This window comes from Mesorhizobium sp. M0998, from assembly GCF_040318885.1.
In the GTDB taxonomy this organism is placed as follows: domain Bacteria; phylum Pseudomonadota; class Alphaproteobacteria; order Rhizobiales; family Rhizobiaceae; genus Mesorhizobium.
On record NZ_JAMYND010000025.1, the window covers coordinates 1 to 24,016 of the forward strand.

The 24,016-nt window shown below is 59.5% G+C and carries 23 protein-coding genes; 14 read left to right on the plus strand and 9 right to left on the minus strand.

Translation table 11 applies throughout. The features are described 5' to 3' along the window. Window positions 1–263: 263 nt before the first annotated feature. A complete protein-coding gene (locus NKH59_RS22090) occupies window positions 264–566 on the minus strand; it encodes a hypothetical protein (protein ID WP_352974103.1) in 303 nt (100 codons plus the stop codon). A 176-nt stretch (window positions 567–742) separates the two neighbouring features. Between NKH59_RS22090 and NKH59_RS22095 the strand changes: the two genes are divergently transcribed. After that, window positions 743–1,108: a hypothetical protein gene (locus tag NKH59_RS22095; protein ID WP_352637594.1), complete on the plus strand. Its 366-nt coding sequence runs from the start codon at window positions 743–745 to the stop codon at window positions 1,106–1,108. 666 nt (window positions 1,109–1,774) lie between these two features. On the opposite strand, the gene NKH59_RS22100 is transcribed toward NKH59_RS22095, so the two are convergent. Continuing rightward, window positions 1,775–2,617 carry an alpha/beta fold hydrolase gene (locus tag NKH59_RS22100; RefSeq protein WP_353023097.1) on the minus strand — a complete coding sequence of 281 codons (843 nt, stop codon included), beginning with the start codon at window positions 2,615–2,617 and terminating at the stop codon, window positions 1,775–1,777. A 269-nt stretch (window positions 2,618–2,886) separates the two neighbouring features. Here NKH59_RS22100 and NKH59_RS22105 point away from each other — a divergent pair, with 269 nt between their 5' ends. From NKH59_RS22105 to NKH59_RS22130, 6 genes are all read left to right on the plus strand, one after another. Continuing rightward, entirely contained in the window at window positions 2,887–3,936 is a 1,050-nt protein-coding gene (locus NKH59_RS22105; protein ID WP_352467848.1) for a YihY/virulence factor BrkB family protein, read from the plus strand. A 310-nt stretch (window positions 3,937–4,246) separates the two neighbouring features. After that, window positions 4,247–4,546, plus strand: coding sequence for a transposase (locus NKH59_RS22110; RefSeq protein WP_352637597.1), 300 nt, complete (start codon window positions 4,247–4,249; stop codon window positions 4,544–4,546). A 237-nt stretch (window positions 4,547–4,783) separates the two neighbouring features. Further along, on the plus strand, window positions 4,784–5,131 hold the full coding sequence (locus tag NKH59_RS22115) for a hypothetical protein (RefSeq protein WP_352467850.1): 348 nt from the start codon (window positions 4,784–4,786) through the stop codon (window positions 5,129–5,131). A gap of 4 nt (window positions 5,132–5,135) precedes the next feature. Next, entirely contained in the window at window positions 5,136–5,531 is a 396-nt protein-coding gene (locus NKH59_RS22120) for a phage holin family protein (RefSeq protein WP_352457931.1), read from the plus strand. Next, on the plus strand, window positions 5,528–6,412 hold the full coding sequence (locus NKH59_RS22125; RefSeq protein WP_353023022.1) for a hypothetical protein: 885 nt from the start codon (window positions 5,528–5,530) through the stop codon (window positions 6,410–6,412). Before NKH59_RS22120 ends, NKH59_RS22125 begins: the two co-directional genes overlap by 4 nt. After that, window positions 6,409–7,173 carry a hypothetical protein gene (locus NKH59_RS22130; protein WP_352467852.1) on the plus strand — a complete coding sequence of 255 codons (765 nt, stop codon included), beginning with the start codon at window positions 6,409–6,411 and terminating at the stop codon, window positions 7,171–7,173. Before NKH59_RS22125 ends, NKH59_RS22130 begins: the two co-directional genes overlap by 4 nt. A gap of 733 nt (window positions 7,174–7,906) precedes the next feature. On the opposite strand, the gene NKH59_RS22135 is transcribed toward NKH59_RS22130, so the two are convergent. Continuing rightward, complete coding sequence (locus NKH59_RS22135; protein ID WP_352637601.1) at window positions 7,907–8,416, minus strand: ferritin-like domain-containing protein; 510 nt, start codon at window positions 8,414–8,416, stop codon at window positions 7,907–7,909. Window positions 8,417–8,559: 143 nt separating this feature from the next. On the opposite strand from NKH59_RS22135, the gene NKH59_RS22140 reads away from it, so the two are divergent. The 6 genes from NKH59_RS22140 (at window position 8,560) to NKH59_RS22165 (ending at window position 14,550) form a co-directional block, all read left to right on the plus strand. Then, window positions 8,560–8,751: a hypothetical protein gene (locus NKH59_RS22140; RefSeq protein ID WP_023680339.1), complete on the plus strand. Its 192-nt coding sequence runs from the start codon at window positions 8,560–8,562 to the stop codon at window positions 8,749–8,751. A 320-nt stretch (window positions 8,752–9,071) separates the two neighbouring features. Continuing rightward, on the plus strand, window positions 9,072–9,425 hold the full coding sequence (locus tag NKH59_RS22145) for a hypothetical protein (RefSeq protein WP_023680319.1): 354 nt from the start codon (window positions 9,072–9,074) through the stop codon (window positions 9,423–9,425). Between the two features lie 998 nt (window positions 9,426–10,423). Beyond that, window positions 10,424–10,807, plus strand: a complete 384-nt coding sequence (locus NKH59_RS22150) for a hypothetical protein (RefSeq protein ID WP_352473695.1) — start codon at window positions 10,424–10,426, stop codon at window positions 10,805–10,807. Between the two features lie 395 nt (window positions 10,808–11,202). Continuing rightward, on the plus strand, window positions 11,203–11,568 hold the full coding sequence (locus NKH59_RS22155) for a hypothetical protein (protein ID WP_353023024.1): 366 nt from the start codon (window positions 11,203–11,205) through the stop codon (window positions 11,566–11,568). A gap of 1,091 nt (window positions 11,569–12,659) precedes the next feature. Beyond that, window positions 12,660–13,184, plus strand: coding sequence for a YciE/YciF ferroxidase family protein (locus tag NKH59_RS22160; RefSeq protein ID WP_353023099.1), 525 nt, complete (start codon window positions 12,660–12,662; stop codon window positions 13,182–13,184). 199 nt (window positions 13,185–13,383) lie between these two features. Beyond that, the gene (locus NKH59_RS22165) at window positions 13,384–14,550 is read left to right on the plus strand and encodes a glycoside hydrolase family 1 protein (RefSeq protein WP_352851964.1); all 1,167 of its coding nucleotides are present in this window, start codon (window positions 13,384–13,386) and stop codon (window positions 14,548–14,550) included. A 135-nt stretch (window positions 14,551–14,685) separates the two neighbouring features. On the opposite strand, the gene glf is transcribed toward NKH59_RS22165, so the two are convergent. Both glf and NKH59_RS22175 read right to left on the minus strand, forming a co-directional pair. After that, entirely contained in the window at window positions 14,686–15,828 is a 1,143-nt protein-coding gene (gene glf, locus NKH59_RS22170; protein WP_353023101.1) for a UDP-galactopyranose mutase, read from the minus strand. Between the two features lie 2 nt (window positions 15,829–15,830). Next, window positions 15,831–17,003 carry a glycosyltransferase family protein gene (locus tag NKH59_RS22175; RefSeq protein ID WP_352467856.1) on the minus strand — a complete coding sequence of 391 codons (1,173 nt, stop codon included), beginning with the start codon at window positions 17,001–17,003 and terminating at the stop codon, window positions 15,831–15,833. Between the two features lie 397 nt (window positions 17,004–17,400). Between NKH59_RS22175 and NKH59_RS22180 the strand changes: the two genes are divergently transcribed. Next, the gene (locus NKH59_RS22180) at window positions 17,401–18,324 is read left to right on the plus strand and encodes a glycoside hydrolase family protein (protein ID WP_352473704.1); all 924 of its coding nucleotides are present in this window, start codon (window positions 17,401–17,403) and stop codon (window positions 18,322–18,324) included. Window positions 18,325–18,557: 233 nt separating this feature from the next. On the opposite strand, the gene NKH59_RS22185 is transcribed toward NKH59_RS22180, so the two are convergent. The 4 genes from NKH59_RS22185 to NKH59_RS22200 form a co-directional block, all read right to left on the minus strand. Further along, window positions 18,558–19,478 (minus strand): ArsR/SmtB family transcription factor, encoded by a 921-nt coding sequence (locus NKH59_RS22185; RefSeq protein ID WP_352516188.1) that lies wholly within the window; start codon window positions 19,476–19,478, stop codon window positions 18,558–18,560. A 624-nt stretch (window positions 19,479–20,102) separates the two neighbouring features. After that, window positions 20,103–20,399, minus strand: a complete 297-nt coding sequence (locus tag NKH59_RS22190; protein ID WP_353023026.1) for a hypothetical protein — start codon at window positions 20,397–20,399, stop codon at window positions 20,103–20,105. Window positions 20,400–20,926: 527 nt separating this feature from the next. After that, window positions 20,927–21,379: a YidB family protein gene (locus tag NKH59_RS22195; protein WP_352503351.1), complete on the minus strand. Its 453-nt coding sequence runs from the start codon at window positions 21,377–21,379 to the stop codon at window positions 20,927–20,929. Window positions 21,380–21,735: 356 nt separating this feature from the next. After that, complete coding sequence (locus NKH59_RS22200; protein ID WP_352492316.1) at window positions 21,736–22,605, minus strand: MBL fold metallo-hydrolase; 870 nt, start codon at window positions 22,603–22,605, stop codon at window positions 21,736–21,738. Window positions 22,606–24,016 lie beyond the last annotated feature (1,411 nt).

Here is a 24,016-nt window from a genome sequence, read left to right on the forward strand (position 1 = left end):
ACGACCGATGTGCTCACACCTTCCTGTCGGCGATCGCCTTCGCTGCAGCCTTCATCTTCTGGATCAATGAGTCCTGACCCTAGCTGGACTATTGCTCGACCGCAAGCGGCTCGTGCTGCGGCTCAGCGTGGTGGAAGACCTGTCCAAGATCGCGCGCGTCGAACGTTTGGCCGCAGACTGGGCAGTAGACCAAGTGCTTCGACTCGTCCTCTACCGGCCCGTCATGCGGCCTGCCCTCATAGCCTGTCGCGATGTTGTCGGTTCTAATCCGGGGCAACGACAAGTGCCTTTCGTCGTTTTGGCGGCCGATATTTCTCCAATAGCCGGACCTTGTCACGGTCGACCGTGACCAGCGGCCCGAGGTCGATCGTCACGGTGTCCTCGTCGATGCGCGTGACCTCGCCTTTCAGGTCGATTTGCTGGCCTCGGTTCACCTTGGTGTGGTCGATGATGGAATGTGGGAAATCGTAACCTGGGATCGAGACGCTTACGCGGTCCTCTGTTATCCGCCTTCGAACCGTGGCAGTAATCGACACCTGGTCACCAATGCCTATTCCCCGAGCCATGCCATGGATTCTGGTGCGGGCAGTGTCTTCTTCAAGAGGCTTCTAATATACGCCGGCCATCCTAAGGCTGACCTACGACCAGAGTTACAAAAGTTGAACTTCATCGGGGAACACTCCTTCTGTCTGCCTGTTCAATTTGCCAGGCGCATCCCGCGCATTCAGACAGGAGAAAGAAGATGAAACGCATCCTTTTGGCTTCGGCCGTGCTGGCAGTGTCGGCGGGGCTTTCCTTTGCCCAGACGACCAGCGGAACTTCGAGCGGAACTTCGAGCGGAACCTCGACGAGCGGAACCTCGACCACGACAACCATGCCCAGTACGACGGATCAGGGCACCGGCACGACGAGCAGCGGGACCAACATGTCCGGCGATCAGGGCACCGACACGAACACCACCAGCGGCATCACAAATCCGAACTCGGCCAGAGACTGCGCGCCCGGCCAGCAGACTGGCAGCGCTCAGCAGGCTGCGCCAGGTCAGCAGGACACGACAGCCAACACCGCCGCGCCAGGCCAGGTGAAAAAGACCGACGAAGGTTGCTGATTGGCACATCGGCACAGGTTGGAATCACCAGCGTGTGGCTGGCCAGTCTCCCCCGACCATCGCCTGAACTCAACTCGGCTGGCGAGCAAGTTCCCGCCAGCTCAACGCTCTGATGCTGAAAATACTGGACCAGATCTATGCGGTCTCACCGTTAGCGCCAGCGAAGCGATGACACCGGGGCGGGACAGGCGAGGCCGCTACAGCTCCAGGCTTGCGCACGGCGTCGACGACTTCGCGCATCGAGTCGAGGACGAGCTGCCGACGATCCGCATGCGGATCAGCAACTCAGGGTCGATCGAGGGACGGCCGATCGGGCAGGCCGCACCATAATACCCAAGCGGAAAGGCCACGCCCACGCCTGGACACTGCCAGTGTATATCGGCGGGCTGCTTGCCAATGAGCTCTAGTGATGTCGAGCGCCCGCTGCGCCGATATGAGCGTGGAGGCCATGAACAGGCGTATCAAAGGCGGGGGTCCGTCGCCTCTCCTTGCTGGCGGCGGGCTCCGCAAAGCGCGGTGTTGGTCGGAGACAATAGAACCTTATACCGCAATCCAACTTAGCTAGTTGTAATGTCCCCTCCTCTTTTGCAGCAGCCAGGAATGCCCTGCAGGCCTCCTCCGGCTCCATCTGACGCTGCCCCCAGTTTCTATCCATTTTTGAGTTCCTCAGCCCTCCAGGAACGCCAGAAGCGCCGCATTCACCGCGTTGCTCTCTTCGCGTTGAACCCAATGCGTCCCTTTCTCGAAAGTCTGCACGCGGCCATCGTCGCAAAGGGCGAGACTGCGCTTGGCCAGCCCGGATTCCAGAGCCTGGTCCTGCATCCCCCACATAACAAGAGTGGGCGTCGTGATCCGCTCCTTCAAGCTCGGGCGAAAGGGCAAGGCGCGATACCAGTTGAGCATGTTGGTCAGCGCCCCCGGCCGCTCCCAAGCCTGCCGATATTCTGCAATCTCCTCTTCTTCGAAGGCGCCTTCCCGGCTGGATGTCCTAAGTGCTCGTGCGAGCAAGGCGGAGCGCCGCGCACCCAAAACGGCTTCGGGCAGCAATGGGATCTGGAAGAAAACCACGTAACTGCTCCGCAGAAACTGCGTCGGAGATCGCAGGGCATGGGTAAACACAACGTCGGGATGGGGCGCATTCAGGATGACGAGCTTGTCCAGGCGATGAGGCAACTTTGCCCCGGCGGCCCAAGCGACGATGCCGCCCCAGTCATGTCCGACGAGGTGAAACCTTCCGATGCCGAGCGCGTCGGCCAGGGCGAATACATCGCCGAGCAGCTTGGGGAGCGTGTACTCGCTGATACCCTCTGGCTTGTCGCTGGTGTTGTAGCCCCTTCTGGTCGGGAACGATGACCCGATATCCGGCGGAAGCGAGCGTACCGATCTGCCGTCTCCACCCGATCCAGAAGTCCGGGAAGCCGTGCAGGAGCATGACCGGCTTACCCAGAGCAGGCCCGGCCTGAACGACGTGAAGCCGAATGCTTCCGGCGTTGACGAATTGATGTTCAGGCGCCAGCGAGATCATGGCTGGTAACGTGGGTGTCGTTAAAGTGATCCAGCGCAATGAGGATTTAGATCAGGCTGCGTCGTCCCGACAACATGCACGCTCAGCCGTCGCATCCCCCGCCAGATGAGCATGGGAGCCGAAGGGCCAAGTGGGGATGGCGCAGGTGTTGCTGCAGGCGGCGGATGTTTATTTGTAAGCGCAGGTCTGCACCTGCATCCTTTGGCGCTATTATACGTTTGCCCCGCGAAGAAGATGCTCCGGACCGGCGGCCATGTCGAAGAAAACAACCGAGGACGCTTACGAAGGTCAAGTGCAACTTGAGCGGCGGGCCGAACGGGAGAGCCGCGGACGCAATGCCGAATGGCCGTCAGAGATTCCCAGCCGCGGCTGGAAGGACGTGCTGTGGCGGGTCTTTGCTGAGGTAACCGAGGACCGTGTTATGCTGATCGCGGCGGGGGCTGCATTCTATCTGCTTCTTGCCCTCTTTCCAGCGCTTGCCGCGTTCGTGTCCATCTATGGTTTCGTCGCCGATCCTCAGACCATCGCTGAGCACATTGCGTTCCTTGGCGGCGTACTGCCTTCGGGAGGTCTGGATATTATCAGATCTCAGCTTGCGTCCTTGGCCGCTCAGAAGGCTGGCGCGCTCAGCTTCGGCTTCATCTTCGGCCTTGCCGTCGCACTGTGGAGCGCCAGTAACGGCATAAAGACGCTATTCGAAGCCATGAACATCGCCTACGAGGAGAGTGAAAAGCGCGGCTTCATCCACCTGAATCTCCTGGCCTTGGGCTTCACACTTGGCGCCATCCTCATTGGTATCGGCTTTATCATCTCGGTGGGGATTGTGCCGGCCGTGCTTGCGCTGCTGAACCTCGGCGGCTGGACCGAAGCCCTTGTGCGGATCTTTCGGTGGCCGATGATGCTGATCATGGTGGGCGTCGGGATCACGCTGATTTACCGCTACGGACCCAGCCGGGAAAGGGCAAAGTGGCAATGGGCGACATGGGGCGCCTTCCTCGCCGCTGTGGTCTGGATCGCAGTCTCGATAGGCTTCTCCTATTATCTTGAAAACTTCGCCAACTACAACGCCACGTATGGAGCTCTTGGGGCAGTCATCGGCTTGATGATGTGGACTTGGATTTCTGTGATTATCCTGGTTGTAGGTGCGGAGCTGAATTCCGAGATGGAGCATCAGACAGCGATGGACACCACCACAGGTGCGCAGCAGCCGATGGGTGCGCGAGGTGCCACGGTTGCCGACACGCTGGGCGGATCGGCCGATGCCGCCGACCAGCAGTCGCGTTTTGACGAGCGCAACGAGTAGCGCGCAGATCACTTTGGACGCCATGGTCAAGCGGCTGTAACCAACGCCGCGGCGCGTAGCCCAGAACGGCTCAAGGCGCTGGTCGCCCGGCTTGCCCAGGTGACTGGCGATCTCACCATCCAGAAGCAACGCAAAAGCGCCGTCGCCGATGCCGAACCCCTCGCCAGCCTCGACGAGGTCATTGTTCTGCTCAAGCGTCAGAGCCGCCGACTTGAAGGGCGAGATCGCCTCGCTAGCGACGACGACCCGCTGTGGGGCCTGTCTCGATTAGGTCTTCCGTTCGGTCAACGGTGTCGCCCGCGTACTCCTGATGGCCGAGTTGCCCGAGATTGGCACCCTTTCCAATAAGGCCATCGCCAAACTCGTAGGCTTGGCGCCGATCGCCAGTGACAGCGGCAGGCGCAGCGGTCGAAGACCGGTGCGCGGCGGCCGTGAAGGTCCGCGCTCCAGCCTCTCCTCGTCGCGCTCACCGTCGCCAGATATGATCCCCTCGCGCCTTCAGACAGGAAAGGAAAAGATGACTATTCGCATTGCGCCCGCCCGCAAGCTACCCATCATTCCCAATGCAAAAGCACGCGATGCGCGCCTCGAGTTCGCAAACGCAACTTGACACCCCAGATAGTCACTCATTGGGAACCAACGGGCCTTACCTCCGTTTGCTCCTCGAATGGAGGAAACCATGAACAACCGGAATTCTGAACGGCGTCCCCCGACTGCGGTAAGAGTTGGTGACGGTACCTCGGAAGACATAGGAGCGACCGTAAGCGGCACGTTATCCAAAGCGTCCGACATAGCGCAAGGGGCAGCGGAAACCGCCAAACGGGCGGCCGTTGGTGGCGCGTCCACTGTGACCAATCAGGTGAAGGAGATGTTGGACCGTCAGGTCGGCAGCGGCGCCGAGGTGATGGGCCAACTGGCGAGTTCGACCAAGCGTGCGGCCGAGGACCTCGACGCAAACGCACCGATAGTCGCTGGGGTCGTGCGCACCTTCGCGAATAGGCTTGATGGATACGCAGACGACCTGCGAGACAGGTCCGTCGATCAGCTGGTTCTTGCAGCGTCCGATTTCGCGAGGCGCAAGCCGGGTTTGGTGTTTGGGCTGGCCGCCGTAGCGGGCTTTTTGACGTTCCGCACACTGAAGAGCGCGCCTCCCGCACCAGAGTCCATCAAGGGAAGGCGGCAGGGAGCGAACTGATCTGATGGCACAGGAACAACTGAAGAATTCGCCTCTCCCTCAAGCACTGTCGGCAGTGTTGGCGGACGTCGCGGACCTCTTTCAAAAAGAGTTGCGCCTGGCTCATGCGGAGCTGTCCGCCAACGTCTCAACGAAGCTCCAAGCAGGTGTGTGGATGTCTGCTGCTGGCGTGCTGGGAGTGGTCGCCGCTCTGCTTCTAGTGCAAGCCCTCGTACTTGGAATAGCCAGCTTAGGGATGGCCCTGCACTGGTCGTGTCTGATCGTCGCGGCCGCAACGGCCCTCGCCGCTGCTTTCGCTTACTATAGGGGCCGCGCTGACGCGCAAAAAGAACTTCTGCCGACACACTCCATAAGCCAAATAAAGCAGGATATTGCGACAACCAAGGAGCAACTAACATGAGCCGCAATTCACAGGTCCAGGATTTTGGAACGAAAGAATGGCTTCTCAGCTCCGCTAGGAACAATCCCGAAGGCCTTCTGCTCGTCGCAGCAGGGTGCGCGCTGCTAATGCGCAGCCGCGGTTCAAGTGCCGGGCATCGCGAGCAATCCCGTGCAACCGACGGGCGCCAAAATGCTCCGCACGTACGCACCGCCAGCGGCGGGGCGTCCAAAGCGCAGGAAGAGGCTAGCGAGACAGCAGAGGCCATGCGCGACAATTTAGCCGGCATTGGGGAGAAGGTGAGTGAAACCGCAAGTCAGTACGCATCATCCGCCGCGTCATACGCAGAACGGGCCGGTCGCTCCGTATCCGAGAAGTCAGGGCGCGTGGTGCAGCAAGCCCAATCATCGTTCCAAGACACGATTGGCCGCATGGTGGAAGAACAGCCATTGGCTTTTGTTCTGGCCGGCTTCGCAGCCGGTGCCGCTATAGCTGCTGCTTTGCCGGCCAGCGATGTCGAGAGGCGCACGCTCGGCCCAGCAGGAGAGCGATTGACGGATGCTGCTGAAAAAGCTGGGGACCGCTTGAAGTCCTCGACAGCAAAGGCGGGCGAACGGCTCAAAAGCGCCGCCGAGGAACATGGGCTGAATTCGGACGGCCTCAAGGAGGTCGCAAGGGACGTTGCGGGCGCCTTTGGAAGCGCCTTGTCAGAAGAGCAATCAAGTGAACCCGTGCAGCCGCTTTCGCCAAGCCCAAGTGGATCGAGCGGTTCATCCACTCCGGCCGCCAAGCTGCAACCGGGCAGCGCCACCCCTTCGGAAGGAATAACGGCCAAATCGCAGCGGTCGGGCAACGCTCGGTCGAGCAAACCTGCCCGCCCCGGTGGCAAGAGAGATTTATGATGGCCGATCCACAACTTGAGCATCTTGAATACGAAGTTGAGGCTGCCCGGGCTAAGCTCGCCGAGGACTTGTCGACACTTCGGTCGCCAAACACGCTCTCCGAATTTACCGATGATTTGAAACACGAAGCGCTTGAGGCAAAGGATGCCCTGGTGGAGAAAGCAAGAGCCTCAATGCAATCGGTGGCGCAGGCGATTATTGACGATCTCAAGGCCAAGGCGGCTGCCAATCCGAGCGCTGCTTTGGCGATTGGGGCCGGTTTGGGGTGGCGTTTCCTCCGCCATCCGCCGATCGCAACCGCACTCGTCGGAGCGGGATTGATCAGCTTGTTGCGGACCAATTCAGCCCGGCCACCCGGCGAGCAGCAGGTTGATCACCTATCGTACGCCAAGGAGCGCCTGAAGGAGCAATCTAGCGATTTGGCGGAAAGCGTCAGTGATTTCGCTCTTGAAACGGCTGGCAAAATAAAACGGGAAGCTGCCGAGTTGACCGGCGTGGCCAAGGAAACTGTTAAAGAGAAGACAGAACGTCTGGCTGCGGGTATCCGCCATAGCGGCGTTGGGCCGCACCAGGGCGAGACTGTCGCAAAAGCATCCGCACCCTTCGATGAAGCTTCGTTAGCTGTTCAAGACGCATCGGGCAATGAGCATACCGAGGACAAACTCCTTCTGGCGGCGGCGGGTTTGGCAGTCGCCGCGGCTGTCGGCTTTGCCTATCAACGACGTCTGAATGAGCAGATGGACACCGACCGAACTGGATGAGCGTAGACAGAGGTCATTGCAGAGAAACAGTCGTCCTGAAGGCAAAGTATGATGCCGCGCTGACATTTATCGAGTCCCGACGAGTTCAGCCATCGGATTGCATATTCTGGAACCACGGACGGCGCGATGACGATGCGCACGGCGGAGAAGATCGGACAAAGCGGTCAACCCGAGCATGATGATCGTCGGCCGGTCGGTCACGGCCTTCAGCGAAACCGCCAGCGACCGGCTGAAGCGGAATTCACCCCGAAAACCGTGCAAGTGCTGCCGACCCCATAACGTGAGCGCAACGGCGCGCTCTGTCCGCTGTCAGGACGAACTTTCTCCGATCCGGCTTGGCGCTGCCGGTGCCCGCGCACGCAACTGCTCAGTCATCTGGGGCGTTCTCGGGCATTCCGCTATCGCGACCTCGTTTCGAACGTTTTAACACGCCCACTCGAGCTTGATCTCGCCGAGCGCTGCGCTAGCCCTTCCGATCTGGCTATTGCCAATGCGTATTTGACCAGGCTTGCGCAGGCGAACGCTTCGACTCGACCAGGCTTCCGCAGGCGAACGCTTCGACTCTCTAAGTGACGACGCCGCAATATTAGCATCGCTCGTCGTTGCAATTTCTCGAAATGCGCAACTCGACGACCGCCTGCTAGGCGTGTTCGTTGCCCAGCGTTCACGAAGGGGGACGCGCTAGCGGACGAATCCCGATCACCCAGTTTACGGGTACAGCGTTCCTACCCGATCACCGCTTGGCGCTGTCGCTGTCCGCTTCGGCCCGCGCAAGGAACTGCTCGGTCGTGGAGGGAAGACGGGATTTCAGCCAATCCGCCATCGCGACTTCCTCTTGCAGATTCTCTTCGCAAGCCCGAAGAACCTCGGTTTCGCCGAGCGATCGAGCGGCGGCAATCAGGATCGTGTAGGAGGCGATTTCCATGTGCTCGAACGTGTAGCTCGCGAGCGATCCTTTCATCACCTCGTCTCCAGCGAAGACGCCGCTCAGCGATTGCGCCATCGCCGTCAGCTTACCGCCAGCGTCCTTCATCGTGGATGAACCCTCGTCCATCTGATCGAGACAAGTCTTCAGCCGGGCAGCCTGCTGCTTCGTCTCGTCGAGGTGCTGTCGGATCCGGTCGCTCAGCTCGGGATAGTTCTCGATGCGACCCAACTGTCCGTTCAACATCGTTTCGGCCTGCTCTTCCATGGCATGGGCATCTCTAAGCCATTGGACAAACCATTCGCGGCTTTCTGACATGTCGAATCTCCTTTGCGATCTAAGGAAACTTTCAGAAGAGGACATTGTTCCGGAGTAGAGCCCGCCGAACGGGCCTTGACCGTCGCAGAGATCAGCGTCGTGGCGGGTCTCAATTCACCTCGCGAAAAATCCTGCAGCGATGCGTGGAAAAGGCCAAGATCGCGGAAGATCGGCGCAAGGAAAACGGCCCGTGGACGCTCGCCGCTGCGCCGCTCCATCACAAAGTCCAACTGGCACTGGCCGCTTCCTGGCCATCCGACGCGGCGACATACGGCGACATATTGAAGGTCCCGCATGGCATACTGCGACCGCTGCATGTCGTTCCTGGCAAGTAAGAACGGCAAGCAGATGAAGCTACCAGCGCTCGGCGAAGCTGAAGTGGATTCTCGACGAGGCGCTGATCGCGGCCGCTGGCGCTCCGCATTGAGCCTTGTGCCTCACCGCGCCACCGCAGTCACAAGGAACGCGACGGCCTCTCCGCTCGTTGATTGCTTTTCGACTCGAGCCGCCGTCATGAGGTTCTAATATACGCCGGCCATCCTAAGGCTGACCTACGACCAGAGTTACAAAAGTTGAACTTCATCGGGGAACACTCCTTCTGTCTGCCTGTTCAATTTGTCAGGCGCATCCGGCGCATTCAGACAGGAGAAAGAAGATGAAACGCATCCTTTTGGCTTCGGCCGTGCTGGCGGTGTCGGCCGGGCTTTCCTTTGCCCAGACGACCAGCGGAACTTCGAGCGGAACCTCGACGAGCGGAACCTCGACCACGACGACCATGCCCAGCACGACGGATCAGGGCACCGGCACGACGAGCAGCGGGACCAACATGTCCGGCGATCAAGGCACCGACACGACCACCACCAGCGGCACCACAAATCCGAACTCGGCCAGGGACTGTGCGCCCGGCCAGCAGACTGGCAGCGCTCAGCAGGCGGCGCCAGGTCAGCAGGACACGGCAGCCAACACCGCCGCGCCAGGCCAGGTCAAAAAGACCGACGAAGGTTGCTGATTGGCACATCGGCTCAGGTTGGAATCACCAGCGTGTGGCTGGCCAGTCTCCCCCGACCATCGCCTGAACTCAACTCGGCTGGCGAGCAAGTTCCCGCCAGCCGAGCATCAGTTCAGGAACCTTTGCGCTTGCTTGTGCTTTCAGTGGGGCACGCGTGGTTTCTTTTGCTTTCGGTCAGATAGATATCCGTCTGCTCGCGCATCTTGCCTGAAGGGAGCTGCGGTCGCGCTCAGAGGAGAGCCGCGCTGTATTGCCGATAGCGCTAGAGCGAAGAAGCCCTACGGCAACCGGCAGTTGGACTGACACCAAGTTGGCTCCGAGAGCGTTGGGAACAGCCTGGCACGGCACGTTGCTCAGTTTGGACCTTCGCAAAGGATGCATGGAATGGCGAAAGACGTTTCTCGCGAGGAAGAGCAACGCGGCACCGGAAAGGTCCTCATCTGGGGCGCCGCGATCGCCCTTGTTCTCTTTGTTGCCCTGCTGGCCATATTCGTTCTGGGGTAGTCCTGACTGCTGCAGCAGGATCTAACTTGGGTGCACGACGTTCTGAGCCTAGAGAGCTGCAGAGCCTACTTGGATCTTGAGCACCGTGGGGTTGAATGCAAGCTCCCGTGTGGTGCAAGTGACTGCTAGGCTTTCGCGGTTTTGGTGTCCTCTTCGGTTTAGATGCCGCGGGCCGACGTCACAGCAAGTGCGGCCTTCAGGCGCTGCTCCCGAACACGCGGTCTTTGCGTCTCGTGCCGCACGCTCAATGTCGGTCAATCCTCGTGCAGCATCCGAGGCGCGCTCGTCTCTGGCTTGTCTTTCTTTCTCGGTAGGCAACTTCCTACACTCCGATGTGCCAGCGCAGTCGGCTGTCGGCACCCAACCACGGTCGCCATATCGTATTCCACGCCAACAGAAAAAACCCGCCTCGACTGCCGCTGAGCCCGCGCATCCCCGCCTCTGGAACGCTTCAAACACTTTGCCGTTGTTAAAGGCACCTGCAGGAGCCAGGCATGAGAGTATTCCAACGAATTTTGCCGCTCGCCGTGTTCGCGTTGCAACTCTTTGCCGTGCAGTCATTTGCTCAGACCGAGCAGCAAGATCTTCCGGGGCAAGGCGCATCATCGACAACCGAAGATGCCGAGGATGTCGGCGTCGACGTTTCGCTTGGCAGGCACGAAGTGAAACAGCAGATCGCACGGGAGCTTGGAATCTCCGAGGTGGAAGTGCCTCTGGCAGTTCATGTGCCTATCGAGCTCGCCAAGCGGGTCTGCGAGAAAGAGGTATTCGACGCACGCGCCAATGTGAACCGAAGCTGCACCGCGACGAAATACATCCCGGAAATTGCCGAAGCAGCACGAAATCGTCCGCAAACCTCTGCCGTTCCGGAGCAATAGGCGAAGACGAATACTCTGGGATAAAGAAGGGGTGCTTGGCTACTCTGGGCCATCGACAAAGCGCCGCCCCGAAAGTGTGGAGCGCTTGCGCGTAAGTTTTCAGGCAGCGTCGATACCGCTTGGCTTCCCCAGAGGATGAATCAGTTTGGGGCCGTATGCTTCGACAAAAGGCGCACACCAGATTGCGAAGGCAACCTTCGACCGGTAGAGGCGGACACTGCTTGTTAGCAGCATCTTGATGATCGCCAGACTGACGAGCTTCTCTGGTCAGCATAGTAGCTTTTTGAGACTCCCCGCCCTTTTAGGTATACTTTCCCCTGACTGTCGACAATTGTTAGGGCATCGTCAGCTGTGAGCGACCATCGCCCTTCCGCCCCGATCGGGAGACAGCGCAGATGGAAACCTCGTTCAAGAACGAACTGTTGCGGCGTCTGAGCGCACCGGATCTGACGTTGCTGCAGCCTCACCTCGAAGCCCGTCACTTGGGACTGAGGACGCACCTGGAGCAGACCTCGGTCCCGATTGACACCGTCGATTTCTTCGAGAGCGGTCTCGGGTTAATGGTGGCGAAGCTTCGGGCTGAGGTCGAGGCCGAGGTTGGCCTTATTGGCTTTGACGGTATAACCGGGGCAGCCCTGGTCATGGGTGAGGACCGGTCCCCACACGATTGCTTTGTTCAATTGAAGGCTGAAGCTATTGCTATAGACGCGCGTTGGCGGATCGTTCTTATGGGCAGCCCGAGGCGGAATACATCCGACTGATCGGGACGCCCCCGTTGCTCATGATGTCACCCGTGCTGCCCTCTCTCCCGTCGCTGACCACATTCGGGAGGTGGCGATTGGCACCTGTCAGGACGTTCTGGCAAGGGTTGTCCAACGGTATGAAACCGCAGTGTCGATCCAGGACAGGATCGTTGAACATTGCAAGGAGGTCGGATTAACACCGCAAGCAGATGAAGCTTTTTTGCAGGCCCTGTGGTTGTCGCTGGCGAAGGCCAGGACGGCCTTGGAGCGTGAGGTCCCCCCGGCACCGCTGCACCTGGCCGGCCGCTCTAGTCCTGGACAATTGCCGACCTCGTCGCTGGTCAGCATGCCAGAATGTCGATGGCGGAAGCCATGAGGACCCCGATTGAATGTTCTCATTCGTTTGTGATCGGGGGTGCAAGTCAATCCGGCTCCAGCGCATGTTGGCCTCACGAACAAACCGCCGTCGCATCCGTTCAGCATCGCGAAGGACGACACGGCTGTCCACGGCCTTTCCGGTACTGCAAAGGAGACATGACATGCTCGGTCCGCAGAGGGGGTTTTCGAAGACCATCTGAGGCTTCGCGCCGCTGGCGACATCGAGGAGGATCTTAGGTGCAACTATGCTGTGGACGTGGTCCTCTTGACCTCGAATTCGAATTTAGAGGCCATGATGCCGTCCGCCTGTCGTCCAAACGCCTGCGCGAGCAGCTGCCTCAAGGTGAGTTCAACTACATCGCAAAACAGGCCCGCGGCCCCTATACACTGCTGATCTGGTCGGCAACTTCGTCCAGGTTCGACGCCATTGGGGGCCCGAGAAGAGATCGGGAACCTTGATCAGGTGCGGGCAAAGGTCCGTTGCGAAAAATGCGGCCGCAAGGACTCGATGACAGCGGAAACCCTTCAGGCAGACGATCCTCATTCCGGAACTTCCGCAATGGAGCGCAGCCGAGATGCTCAAGCCGCTGCTGGCGCGGCGGACTGAAATCAGCGGTCAACCCGACCGTCGCTCGCTGTTGGCTGCCGGTGTGCCGTCGCCGAAGGAACAACAAGAGACTGGTCCAGTTAGAGCCATGCATGCGTCGATAGAAATGAAAGAGGAGATGACAATGGCGACGAAAAAAAGCTCTCAGGGCAGCTCCAAGGGCTTGGAAGACCTTTTCTATGATGGTCTGAAAGACATCTACTACGCCGAACGCAAGATTCTGACGGCGCTCCGGAAAATGGCAAAGGGCGCGGAGTCCGAAGAGTTGAAGGCGGCGTTCGAAAAACATCGTGACGAGACGGAAGGTCAGATCGAGCGTCTGCAGCAAGTTTTCGACGCCTTTGGCAGGAGAGCCCAAGGGAAAACGTGCCCGGCGATCGACGGCATCATCGAAGAAGGACAAGAGATTTTGGAGGAGTTCCAGGAGGCTCCGGCATTGGACGCGGGTCTCGTGGCTGCAGCCCAGTCCGTCGAACATTATGAAATAGCGCGCTACGGAACTCTTGTCACATGGGCCGGCTTACTTGGTCTGAAAGACGCAGTCCCGCTACTCGAACAGACGCTCAAGGAAGAAAAAGCAACCGATGAGGCGCTCACCCGACTAGGCGAAGCAGGCGTCAACGAACGGGCGATGCAACAGGCCGCATAACTTCGGATCGACTCGACGCGACCGCGGCCAAGGCAGACGAGATTGGAGCTTGGTTGTATTCGCCAATCCTGGCACACGCGTATAGGCCGCCGAGCCGTCGACGTGGTTGGTAGCCGACCGGTTTCGACTAGCCCCGGAACTGACAATGGGGACTGCGAATGCGATCACTTGCGCACGTCTTGGGCGACAGGATGTTGGTATGAACGAGGATACCGCTCGTCGGCCCACGGCAGGCTCTTCCGGGTTCGACAGCTTTTTCATGGCTGGTTTCGAGTGTTCCTCCCACAGGCGCGCCGACGGGGCCCGTCTTGATCTGATCCGCGCGACCTCACATGACATCCATGCACATGGCGACTATCGCCGTTGTGCCGAGCTTGGGCTTCGCACGATCCGCGACGGCTTGCGCTGGCACCTGATTGAAACGGCGCCCGGAGTCTTCGACTGGTCGAGTTGGACGTCGGCGATCGAAGCAGCCCAGGCGGCCGGGGTGCAGATTATCTGGGATATCTTCCACTATGGCTCGCCAGACCATATCGACCAAGGTGGCCCGGGGTTTATCAAGGCCTACGTCCGTTTCGCCGCGGAAGCTGTTCGGGTTCATCGCTCCGCAACCGGGGTGGCTCCCCTGGTGTGCCCGATCAACGAGATTTCGTTTTTTGCATGGGCGGTGGAGGTCGGCTATTTCCCCCGCGTCGGGCCGAACAAGCGTGGATGGTTCAAACGACACCTTGTCAGGGCAGCGGTCGCCGGCGTGAGGGCCATGCGGGAGGCCGAACCCGGCTGCAGGTTCATCTGGGCTGAACCGCTGATCCATATTGCTCCTCGTGACCGTACTCACCCCGAGCGGCGGCGCGCCGAAAATGCTCGCCAGGGCCAATTCGAGGCGTATGACATGCTGATCGGGCGCGTGGAACCGGAGTTGGGCGGCAGCGAGGACGTTGTGGACGTCATCGGCCTCAACTTCTATCCGCACAACCAATGGTACTTGAATGGCCCAACGATACCGATGGGGCACCACGAATACCGTGCACTTTCGGAAATGCTGGTCGAGGTCGCCGAGCGATACAAGAAGCCGATGTTCATCGCCGAGACCGGCGCCGAAGGTTCAGGCCGGCCAGCCTGGCTTCACTACGTTTGCGACGAAGTGCGCGACGCGACGAGCCTCGGTGCACCTGTTCAGGGTATATGCCTGTACCCGGTGACGGCCTACCCAGGTTGGGACAATTCGCGCCACGCCGAAGTCGGCTTGTTCTCCACCATTCATGCGGACGGCTCGCGCACTGTTCGCAAGCCACTTGCGGACGAGTTGGAGCGCCAGCGCCAATCGTTCTTGGCGTTTGAGGAACAACAAGCAAGGGCGCCTTAGGCTCGCTGATACGACAGTGCGCGCTTTTCAGCTGCATCAACAGCACAGCATATCTAGAGCTGTTCGCCGAGAAGCCGAGAAACATGGGCCTCTTTGGCCGTGGGTCGCCCGACGCCGGTCAGGCCGGCGCATCATTCACTCGGCCGCCTCGCGCTGCGTCGGCGTGACGAGCATCCCGTTTGCTGGCAGGCGTGTCTGAATGCGCCCGAACGTAGCCAATGCCTGGCCGACCACCTGATCCATATTGTAATAGCGATATGTTGCAAGACGTCCGACGAACCAGACCTCCGGGCACGCCGCGACCAAAGCTTCGTATCGTTTGTACAAAGCCTCGTTTTCGGCCCGCGGCACCGGGTAATAAGGATCTCCGACGTCGGTGGGGTATTCGTAGGTGAGGCTGGTCTTCGGACTCTGCTGACCGGTCAGATGCTTGTACTCGGTGATCCGTGTGTATTTCTCCGTCTGCGGATAGTTGACGACGGCGACCGGTTGAAACTGCTCGCAATCAAGCGTCGTGTGCTCAAAGCGCAGCGAACGGTAGGGCAAGCGACCAAGCTTCCAGTCGAAATACTCGTCGATCGGACCGGTATAGATCATCCGCTGGAAGGGGATCTTGTCGCGAATTTCGCGGTAGTCGGTCTGCAGCATGATCTTGATCTTAGGGTGATCCAGCATGCGCTGAAACATGCGCGTATACCCGCCTGCCGGCATGTTCTGAAAGCTGTCGCCAAAATACCGATCGTCGCGATCGGTCCGGGTCGGGACTCGCGCCGTCACTGACTTGCTCAACTGGGAAGGGTCGACACCCCACTGCTTCCTGGTGTAGCCGCGGAAGAATTTCTCGTAGAGCTCTCTGCCTACTGTGCTCACCACGACGTCCTCGGCGGTGCGGACTTCTTTGACCGTTTCGCGTCGGAAAGCGAAGAAGTCCTGCAGCTGCTCGGACGTCAATTCAAGGCCGTAGAGGCGGTTTATGGTGTCGAGATTAATCGGTATCGGCAGCAGCTTTCCATCGACCAGCGACAGCACGCGATGTTCGTAAGGCCGCCATTGCGTGAATTGCGACAGATAGTCGACGATCGATTGGGCGTTGGTGTGAAAGATGTGAGGCCCGTAACGGTGAATTAGTATTCCCGCCTCGTCGTAGCAGTCATAGGCATTGCCGCCGACGTGATTTCGTCGGTCTATGATCAGGACGCTTTCCTGCCGTTGCGATGCGATACGCTCGGCCAGCACACTGCCGGCGAAACCGGCCCCTACGATCAACCAGTCGAACACGCTCACGCCCTCCTCAGGAATGGGACGACGCTCTTCATCGCATGGGCGCGCTCGATGTGGGCAGCCATCGCGCTCCAGGTCTTCTCCCAGGACATGTCGGCGAGGTAGGCGTCGGCCTTCTTCACCAGGAAATCGCGGGGGTGGGCCAGGATCGAGCGAAGCTTGGCCTCGATGTCCTCCGCCTCGACAATCTCGACAAGGCCTTCGACGCCGTAGGTACGCACAACGTCGACGATCGCCGTGGACAACACCGGCAGTCCTGCCGCAAGAAACTCGGGAGTCTTGGTCGGGCTGATGTAGCGGGTCGCTTCGTTGAGCGCGAACGGCATCCAGCCGGCACTCCAATGCCTGAGATAGTTCGGCAGGTCTGCATAGGACTTGCCGCCCAGCCAATGCAGGTTGCCTGCCGTGGGAAGGCTCGCCCGATCGATCTTGACGACAGGGCCGAGCATGACAAAATGCACGTCTGGCATTGCCGCAGCCGCATGCGCGATAAGTTCAAGGTCGAGCCGTTCGTCGATGACCCCGAAGTACCCCACCCTCGGGTGAGGTATGTCGGCCTGATCGAACGGGTCTTCACCTGGCGCCCTAGCCTGATGGAAATGGGTAACGTCGATGCTGCTCGGGAAGGGAAAGATCGCCCGATGCAAGCTGCGCTTGGCCTCGTAGAGGCTCTGCCCGCCCGTGAAGACGACATCGGCACGTTGCAACAGCGCCTTTTCCAACTGCGTCAACTCTGCGGGAGCGTCTTTGAACGCGGAGAGTTCATCCATGCAGTCGTAGACGCAGACGTCACAGGCGAGATGATCGCTGAAGCGTAGCGCCATGGGCGTGTAATACCAGGTCGTCAATCGGTCATGCGGCGTGGAGGCGAGGATCTGATCGACGAACCTGCGCTGGATTGCGTCCGCCCTGGTCGCGGAAGTACCAACTGGGATCAGCGGCGTCACTATTCTGATCTTGGGGGTAATATTGTGCACCCGCATCGAAGGGTGGCGCCTCTCATCGAAGATTGGCTCTTCGAAGTAAATTAGCTGTTGCTGTTTTGACGCCAGGGTCAGAATGTGTTGTGGTCTCTGATATACGAAGTTCCATCGGAGGTGTGAAAAGCAAATTAAAATAGACGGTTGTACAGGGTTTTTTGGTGTTTTGGCCCGGCCCGCCGCCATTTCCATGTAGATTATCCTTCGATATAGTTACAAAATGCCTCGACTAACAAAAGTCAATCGAGGCAGCTTTGACATGAAGTTCGCAGCCTTCTATATAACTTCCATCCCGATAAGTTGTTCCATAGCTCCAAACTGTCTCGGGCGAGACCAGCCGTCCGCTCCACTTGCGACGGCTCGACAGAGAAGGGGCGAGCCGGCCGCCCATTCGATCCACATGATGAAGCCCCTCGCGTCAGGTCGGGCTCCCCAAATGTGGCCCTTTGCCACAGAGCGGTTCAAATCCTTCAATCGTTCAACAACCGTTCATCAGCGGAGCTATAAATACGCTTGGAATCGATTCATCTGAGTCGCGCCGGTGGTTCATTTGAATGGAGACCGAGACGAATCGAGGGATGGCTGGCGAATGAAGATCGACTTTGAAACCAACGTCTTTCCATTGTTTCACCCGCAGGTTGTGGATGATCTGAAGGACCCTTGTCCGGTGTTCGACGGCACGCTCTGGCACGTCTTCGGCTCCAGCGGCACCGTCACAACAGAGAGCTGGAAAATCCTCCACGCCACAGCGCCGGATCTTTATGGACCCTGGACAGAGCACGAGGCGATCGTTTTGCCCGTAACCGGATCTGGCATTGCGGCGCCCGGCGTCATTCATGAGTGCGGCGTCTTCCACATGTTTATCCAGACCGAATTCATGAAGTCCGGCGGACGTTGCGAGCACGCGGTGTCCAATGACGGCTTTCATTGGGTGGTGCTCAATCCGGCGATATTGTCGCTGCCCGACACCGATGAGGACGGCATCTACGATCCCCACCCCGCAATCGTCGGAGGCAAGCGCTATATCGTCTATTCAGGCATGCCCAAATTCACCAGGGTGCCCCAGCCTGATGTCTATCTGGCGCGCAGCCAATCCGATTCCTGGTTCGGGCCATGGAAACGTCTCGGCAAGATACTCGATCATCTCGACGTGCCACATCACAATGCGCGCGAGCACCCCGATTACGAATGGGGGATCGAAGGCGCGCAGCTCGTCGAGCTGCCGGACGGTCGTGTGCTTCTCAACGCCACCTGCTTCCTCCCCGAAGGTCCGCGCGGCAGCCGGCAGCGCGTCTTCTTCGCCATCGCCGATGACGTCAAGGGTCCATACGTTTCCGTTGGCCCCGTTCTCGACCCTGGTGAGCCCGGCGAGAATGGCCATTCGACGGTGATGATCGACGGCCGGCAACTGACCTTGTTCTACCAGAGCAGGCGTGAGGCTACGAACCATCGCTGGCGGTTCGGGTTGGCTAAGTGTGACCTGGATCGGCATATACTTTCGAGAGTTGCCTAGATGGTAAGTTCCGGCATTTGCCGGAACGGAGGATAATCTGGCTGTTGGTTGGTGGGACGGATCCCTTTGTACTGGTGATTGAGGGTAGCAGGGGATTCGCAGCCAGTGGGCAAAGCTTGCGACGAGGGATCTATACACGTCAGGCAAGCCGGTCGCCTCATGGACGGCGGTGCCAGCTGCAAGCCTAGCCTAGCAATGAACTGTAACTGAGCGCAGCAACGCGGCCAGTCGATTCACGCGGTTTTGATCCTGAGCACAATGTCCTGATCGTAATTTCCAAAGCCCTTGCCGAAAATATTGATCCCGCCGGGGCGCTTGGCATCGTCCTTGACGCCGATACGGACGCGGATTGAATGATGGCTCTTCAGATCGAGTGCAGCGAGGCCGGTTTCGGAAATCCTGAGGCCGTCGACATAGGTGCCGTCATTGGCAATTCGCCAGTTCTTCAGCTTACCGTATTGCGAGCCCTTGAGCTTCCACCAGGTGGGCGTGAAGACGCCGCGCTTGTCGCCGAAATCCCCCGGCGACGTCCAGGTGCCGACATCGACGCCATTGATCGTCAGCGTGATGTCCGAGGGCCAATCGGCGCTGGTGCCCGGCACTTCCGAAGACAGCTCTATCGCAACTTCGAGTCCGGTGATCTCGGCATTGGCGAGCTTGGCATTGTTGGGGAACTGGTATTCGACAAAACCGCGCGTGAACCATAGCAGACCAGCTTTCATGCGGTCCGGATCGAGGAAAGTGTTGGGAACATCGAGCAGACCGATGATGCCGTCTGGCGAACAAAGGCCGCAGGGCGCGGTAACCTCGAAGCCGGTATAAAGCCCGATCGGCATCGACACTTCGATCGCGTCGTTCTTGACCGCACGATATTCGCTCTTGAACACGACGAGCACTTTTTCGGCGGTCGGATAGCAGATTTTCCGGTTGCCTTTCTTCGCTCTCTCGGTGCGGATCAGCCCCGCATCCTCCAGCACCTGGATGTTGGTCGAGACGGTCGACTGCGGAAGCGACAGCACGGCGGCGATTTCGTTGACATTCATCGGCCCCTTCTCATGCAGCAGTTTCAGCATCGAGATCCGCGCCGAGGAGGCAAGCCCCTTGAGCACGGCAATGCCTTCCTCAGGTTCGATCACCAGAAAATTGCGATTCATGAAATCGCCAGTCTATGCTCGTGACAGAGGTTATGGCTTCGCTCATTGCAACGGCGCTGACCGAAACGCCGAGCCGTTGATTTGGTTACATTAAGCCCTCGACCGTCAGTATGCATCGCAAGCCGTACCCGCAAGGATGGTGCGACATGTCTACATTTGTTCTCCGACCGCCAGCTCCTTGTAGTGCGGGGGTGCTTGTCAGTCCGTGGCCTCGATTTGCAGACGACTAGATGCTGGCAGCCACCAAGAGAGGCAGAAGCCGAACACGGAATTGGGGCCGTTCCCCTGGCCAAATCCCCAAGATACGGGACCTCGACGTCGATGTTAGCCGAACCGGCGCGGATGGATGCACAGGATGCGGTTCGCTGAAGTGCGTGCCGCCGTGAAGTAAATCATCGGATTCGCCACCCGATAGAGTCGGGACGGGGTTCTACCTATTGCTTTTGAGCATGATCTTTTCCGAAAATCGCGATTCCACTTCTTCGGGATCGCGCCAGTGCCGGCCTACTTCATGCTGGCCGCGGCAGCGACCCTGTCCACCATGGCGAGAACAGCTAGCGGTGCGGTGTGGTGGACCATGTGGCCGGCCTGCGGGATGATATCGACAAAGGAACCAGGAATCTCCTATTGTAGTCTAAGAGCCTCGGCTTTCGCATCGAACAACCGGTCGCCGGCCCCGGCAATAATGCCGGCAGGCATCAACAGGGTGAAGCGGCCGCCGGCCAGCGCGTCGGCCAGCATCAATCCCGATTCGGTCGCGATCGACCGCAGCTGTGAGGCCGCTGGCGATGTCCTTTGCCGACGAAGCAAACCCTGCAGAGACGATGCCGGGGCGAAATACTTGCCCATGGCGAGCGGCCAGGTGAGCAGCACAAGCAGCGGCAGCAAAATGTGGGGGAAAACACCACCGGCGACAGGCAAGGCCGGCAGCCCGCCAGTGCAAGGCCCAGGCGCGGCGGCAAGAACGGACCGATGAAGACTCCCGATCGAATCGTCGTGGCGTCACAAGGCAAGTGAACTAAGAAGCTGCACGAACCGCGGGTGATCGCGAATGGCGTCGAAATGACTTCGTGACGGATTCGTTCCAATACGTTCTGACTCACGCTTCCTCCGACGGCTCTTTCCAGGTACCGCACCGCTTCCTCCACTTCCCCGAGCACGGAATACATGCAAGCGGCGTTGTACTGCGTCACGAAGTCGTCCGGATCGATCGCCAGCGCTCTGGCCAGCCAGGAACGCGCCTTCTTCCGCTCACCGATATACGCGAGCGAGGGCGCCGCGATGCAGCGGTGCCGCATTTTCAGGATGGCGGCCAGTTGAGCGTTCGGCGCGCTCGAAACAGACCCTTGGTTCGCGAGCGGATGAAGGCGATCGCGCAGGAGCGTCCCCCCGTGTAGAGTTGCCACCCTGGATCTCGCCTTGGCCGGCTGCATTCCTGGCTGTGTCCCCTAGGATACATTGTCGAGCAGGGTCGACTTATCCAAGCCATGTGTCGGCTCAGGCGGCCATTCACCATTCGGCGTCATCTCGTTGACTGTCTCGGGTAGATCCCGCGCAATCCTTCTGATTAGCTCCTCGCGCGAAAGACCCGTCTGCATCGAAATGGACGTGAGTGTACCTTCGTCCATTGCCGCTTGGACGTCCCTTGGCTCAATCGGTTGGTTTGGCCCGCTGCCAACCCACGAGTCGACCTTCGATCCTGCCCCCACCTCCCTGAACCGGTCGAGGATCTCACCAAGGTCAGCCCTCGACACGCCATTCGTTATCTGAGCCAGAATTCTGCGTTGCGGGTCGTTTGGGTTAAGATACCCCGCTCCCGGAATCAATTCACAGAGCTTGTCGCGATTTTGGTATGCCAGAACGCCAAGCATCGCGATCGCCAATCTTCCCAGATTTGCCATTTGATCTCCTCCACGGTTTTGGCCGATGAGCGAATCGAAGCCAAGTCTTGGCCGATGACGACCCGTGTGGGCTCGAACAACTTCTTGCCGGTCGGCTCGCCGGCGGAGAGGACGCGTCCTTCGGGTTACTCGTTTTCATCTGACGTCTTCTCCTGACGCAGAATTTCGGGGCGCTGGGCCCGCAGTCGCCCTGCGCCGATCGAACGCCCTAACCCGGCGCCTTCCGGGTTTGTTCCGCTTGTCAGAGTTTGTCGGCGACGATGGAGAGCGCGACCCGACGGGGTAACTCTACCGGGTCGAGAGACAGAGTCTGCCCAATTTGACCATATTTCAGAACGACGGCGGCTCGGTTAGCCTCAGCTACCTTGGACTGCCGCCGGCTCGCGCACGAATTTCAATTTCGGCGGGACGGCGAACACCCTGAACCGCTCAGCCAGGCTGTCAAGAGCTTGACGCATGCCCACTCCCGCGGCAGCCGCACCGTGTCCACTGATGACCATGTGCGGGTTCAGGGCAGCCAAGTGCTTCACGGATCTTTCCGCCGCATCCCAGTCCGGCGTGAAGTAGCGCGGCGGACCGTGCATCTCAAGATCCTGAACGGCGACCTCATAGACTGACTCCTGACCGGTGGTGATGAAAGCGTCCCCTACGATCAGCGAGCGGTCCTCCTCGCGCCAGAGCGAGATATGCCCAGGAGCGTGCCCGGGTGTGTGTAGCCATCGCCATCCGGGCATTCCGGGGATCGATCCGTCGGCAGGTAGGAGTTCCAAACGGTTGCCAAGATCAATTGGCCCCCGTGGAAAAAGCGGCGAAAGCAGCGCCATCAGTCCACCCCCGACCCAGGGATCCGGTGGCGGATAGGATGCGGTTCCGTCCAAATAGGGGCGCTCGAGTGGATGCGCGAAGACAGGCACGTCCCACCTATTCGCGAGGTCTAGAACCGTTCCCACATGGTCGAAATGGCCGTGGGTCAGGATGATCGCGGCCGGCCGTGCGTTCGTGCCAAACCGCTTTTCCGCGACCGCAAGAATGCTGCCGCGGGACGTCGGCAACCCGGTATCGATCAGCATCCAGTTCCGATCTCCGCTGCCCGGTGCGCCGAAGAACACGACATTGACGATTGCTAGGCGCAAATAGCCCAAGTCCGGTGCGATGCTCCAAGCGCCGTCGCCACGATCCTCGCGCCTGGCGTGGTCGATCTCGGAAAGTCGAATCTGAACGGTCATGTGATCCCGTGCCTCTCTTGTTGCTGAGCAGCCGCTCGAGTCGATCGGCGGCGGTGGTATATCGCCCCGAACTTGGCACGGCCCTCCTTGTTCCTCCTTCGCCACCCAGCTCCGGACAGTCCACCACAGGAACAAAGGCTCGACCAAATCGGTTCGGCATTACCCGGTCACGCCAGGACGAGCTGGACTGAGCAACGAAGATGGCGCGCGCCCCATTGGATGCGGTATTTCGCCAACGCGGTTCCCGGTCCTAACAAGGCGGCCGAGTTCGAAGCCGACTGCTGAAAGAAGACTTCGAATGAGCGAAGTGGGGCGTATGGACGAGCACCAGGTGGAGGCTCCGGTTCCGCAAGCTTCGCCTATGACTGGTCAAGTTGGGCGCCAATGGTCGAGGCGGCCCGATCGGCCGGTGTCCAGGTTATCTGGGACATCTTCCATTACGGATCTCCAGACCATGTCGATCAGGGATCGCTGCATTTCATCGATGCCTATGCCTCGTTCGCGGCAGAAGCCGTGAGGGTACAGCGTTCGATCGCCGGAACACCGCCTCTGTTGTGTCCCATCAACTAGATCTCCTTTTTCGCATGGGCTGTTGAGGTCGGCTATTTCCCGCGTGGGGCCGAACAAACGTGCTGGTTCAAGCGGCATCTCGTGAAGGCTGCCATCGCGGGTGTTCGTGTAATGCGGGAGATCGACCCCGCCTGCAGATTTGTCTGGGCCGAGCCCCTTATCCAAATCGCTCCTCGTGACCGGACCCGCAGCGAACGGGGTCGGGCCGAAAACGCCCGTCAGGGGCAGTTCGAAGCTTACGACATGTTGCTGGGCCGCGTCGAACCTGAGTTGGGCGGGAGCGAAGATGTTGTCGATTGTCGTGGGCCTGAATTTCTAGCCGCACAATCAATGGTAAATAAACGGGCCGACGATATCGATGGGGACACCATGAGTACCGCGCTTTGTCGGAAATGTTGCTCGAGGTTGCTCATCGATGCGGTAAGCCGATGTTCATTGCCGAGACCGGCTCAGAGGGATCCGGCGGGCCGGCTTGGCTCCACTATGTATGCCGCGACGAGGTGCGTGCCGCTATGGGTGTCGGAGCATCGATTCGAGGGTATTTGCCTGTACCCGATAACGGCCTACCCGGGCTGGGACAATTCGCGTCATGCAGAGGTGGGGTTATTTTCGGCCATCCACCCGAATGGCACACGCCGCCTCCGTCAGCCCGTCGCGGACGAACTGGTGCATCAGCAAGATCTGTTCACGGCAAACCGGACGCGCTGATTGTGTTGCGACACACCGCAAGGGCGAGCACCGAAGACCAGGGCAAATTACGGTGTATTCCTCAGCCAAAATCGGCGCCACGCGATGCCAAGTGGCATGGGTGCGAGGATGACCGTGCAGCATCAGGCAGCGG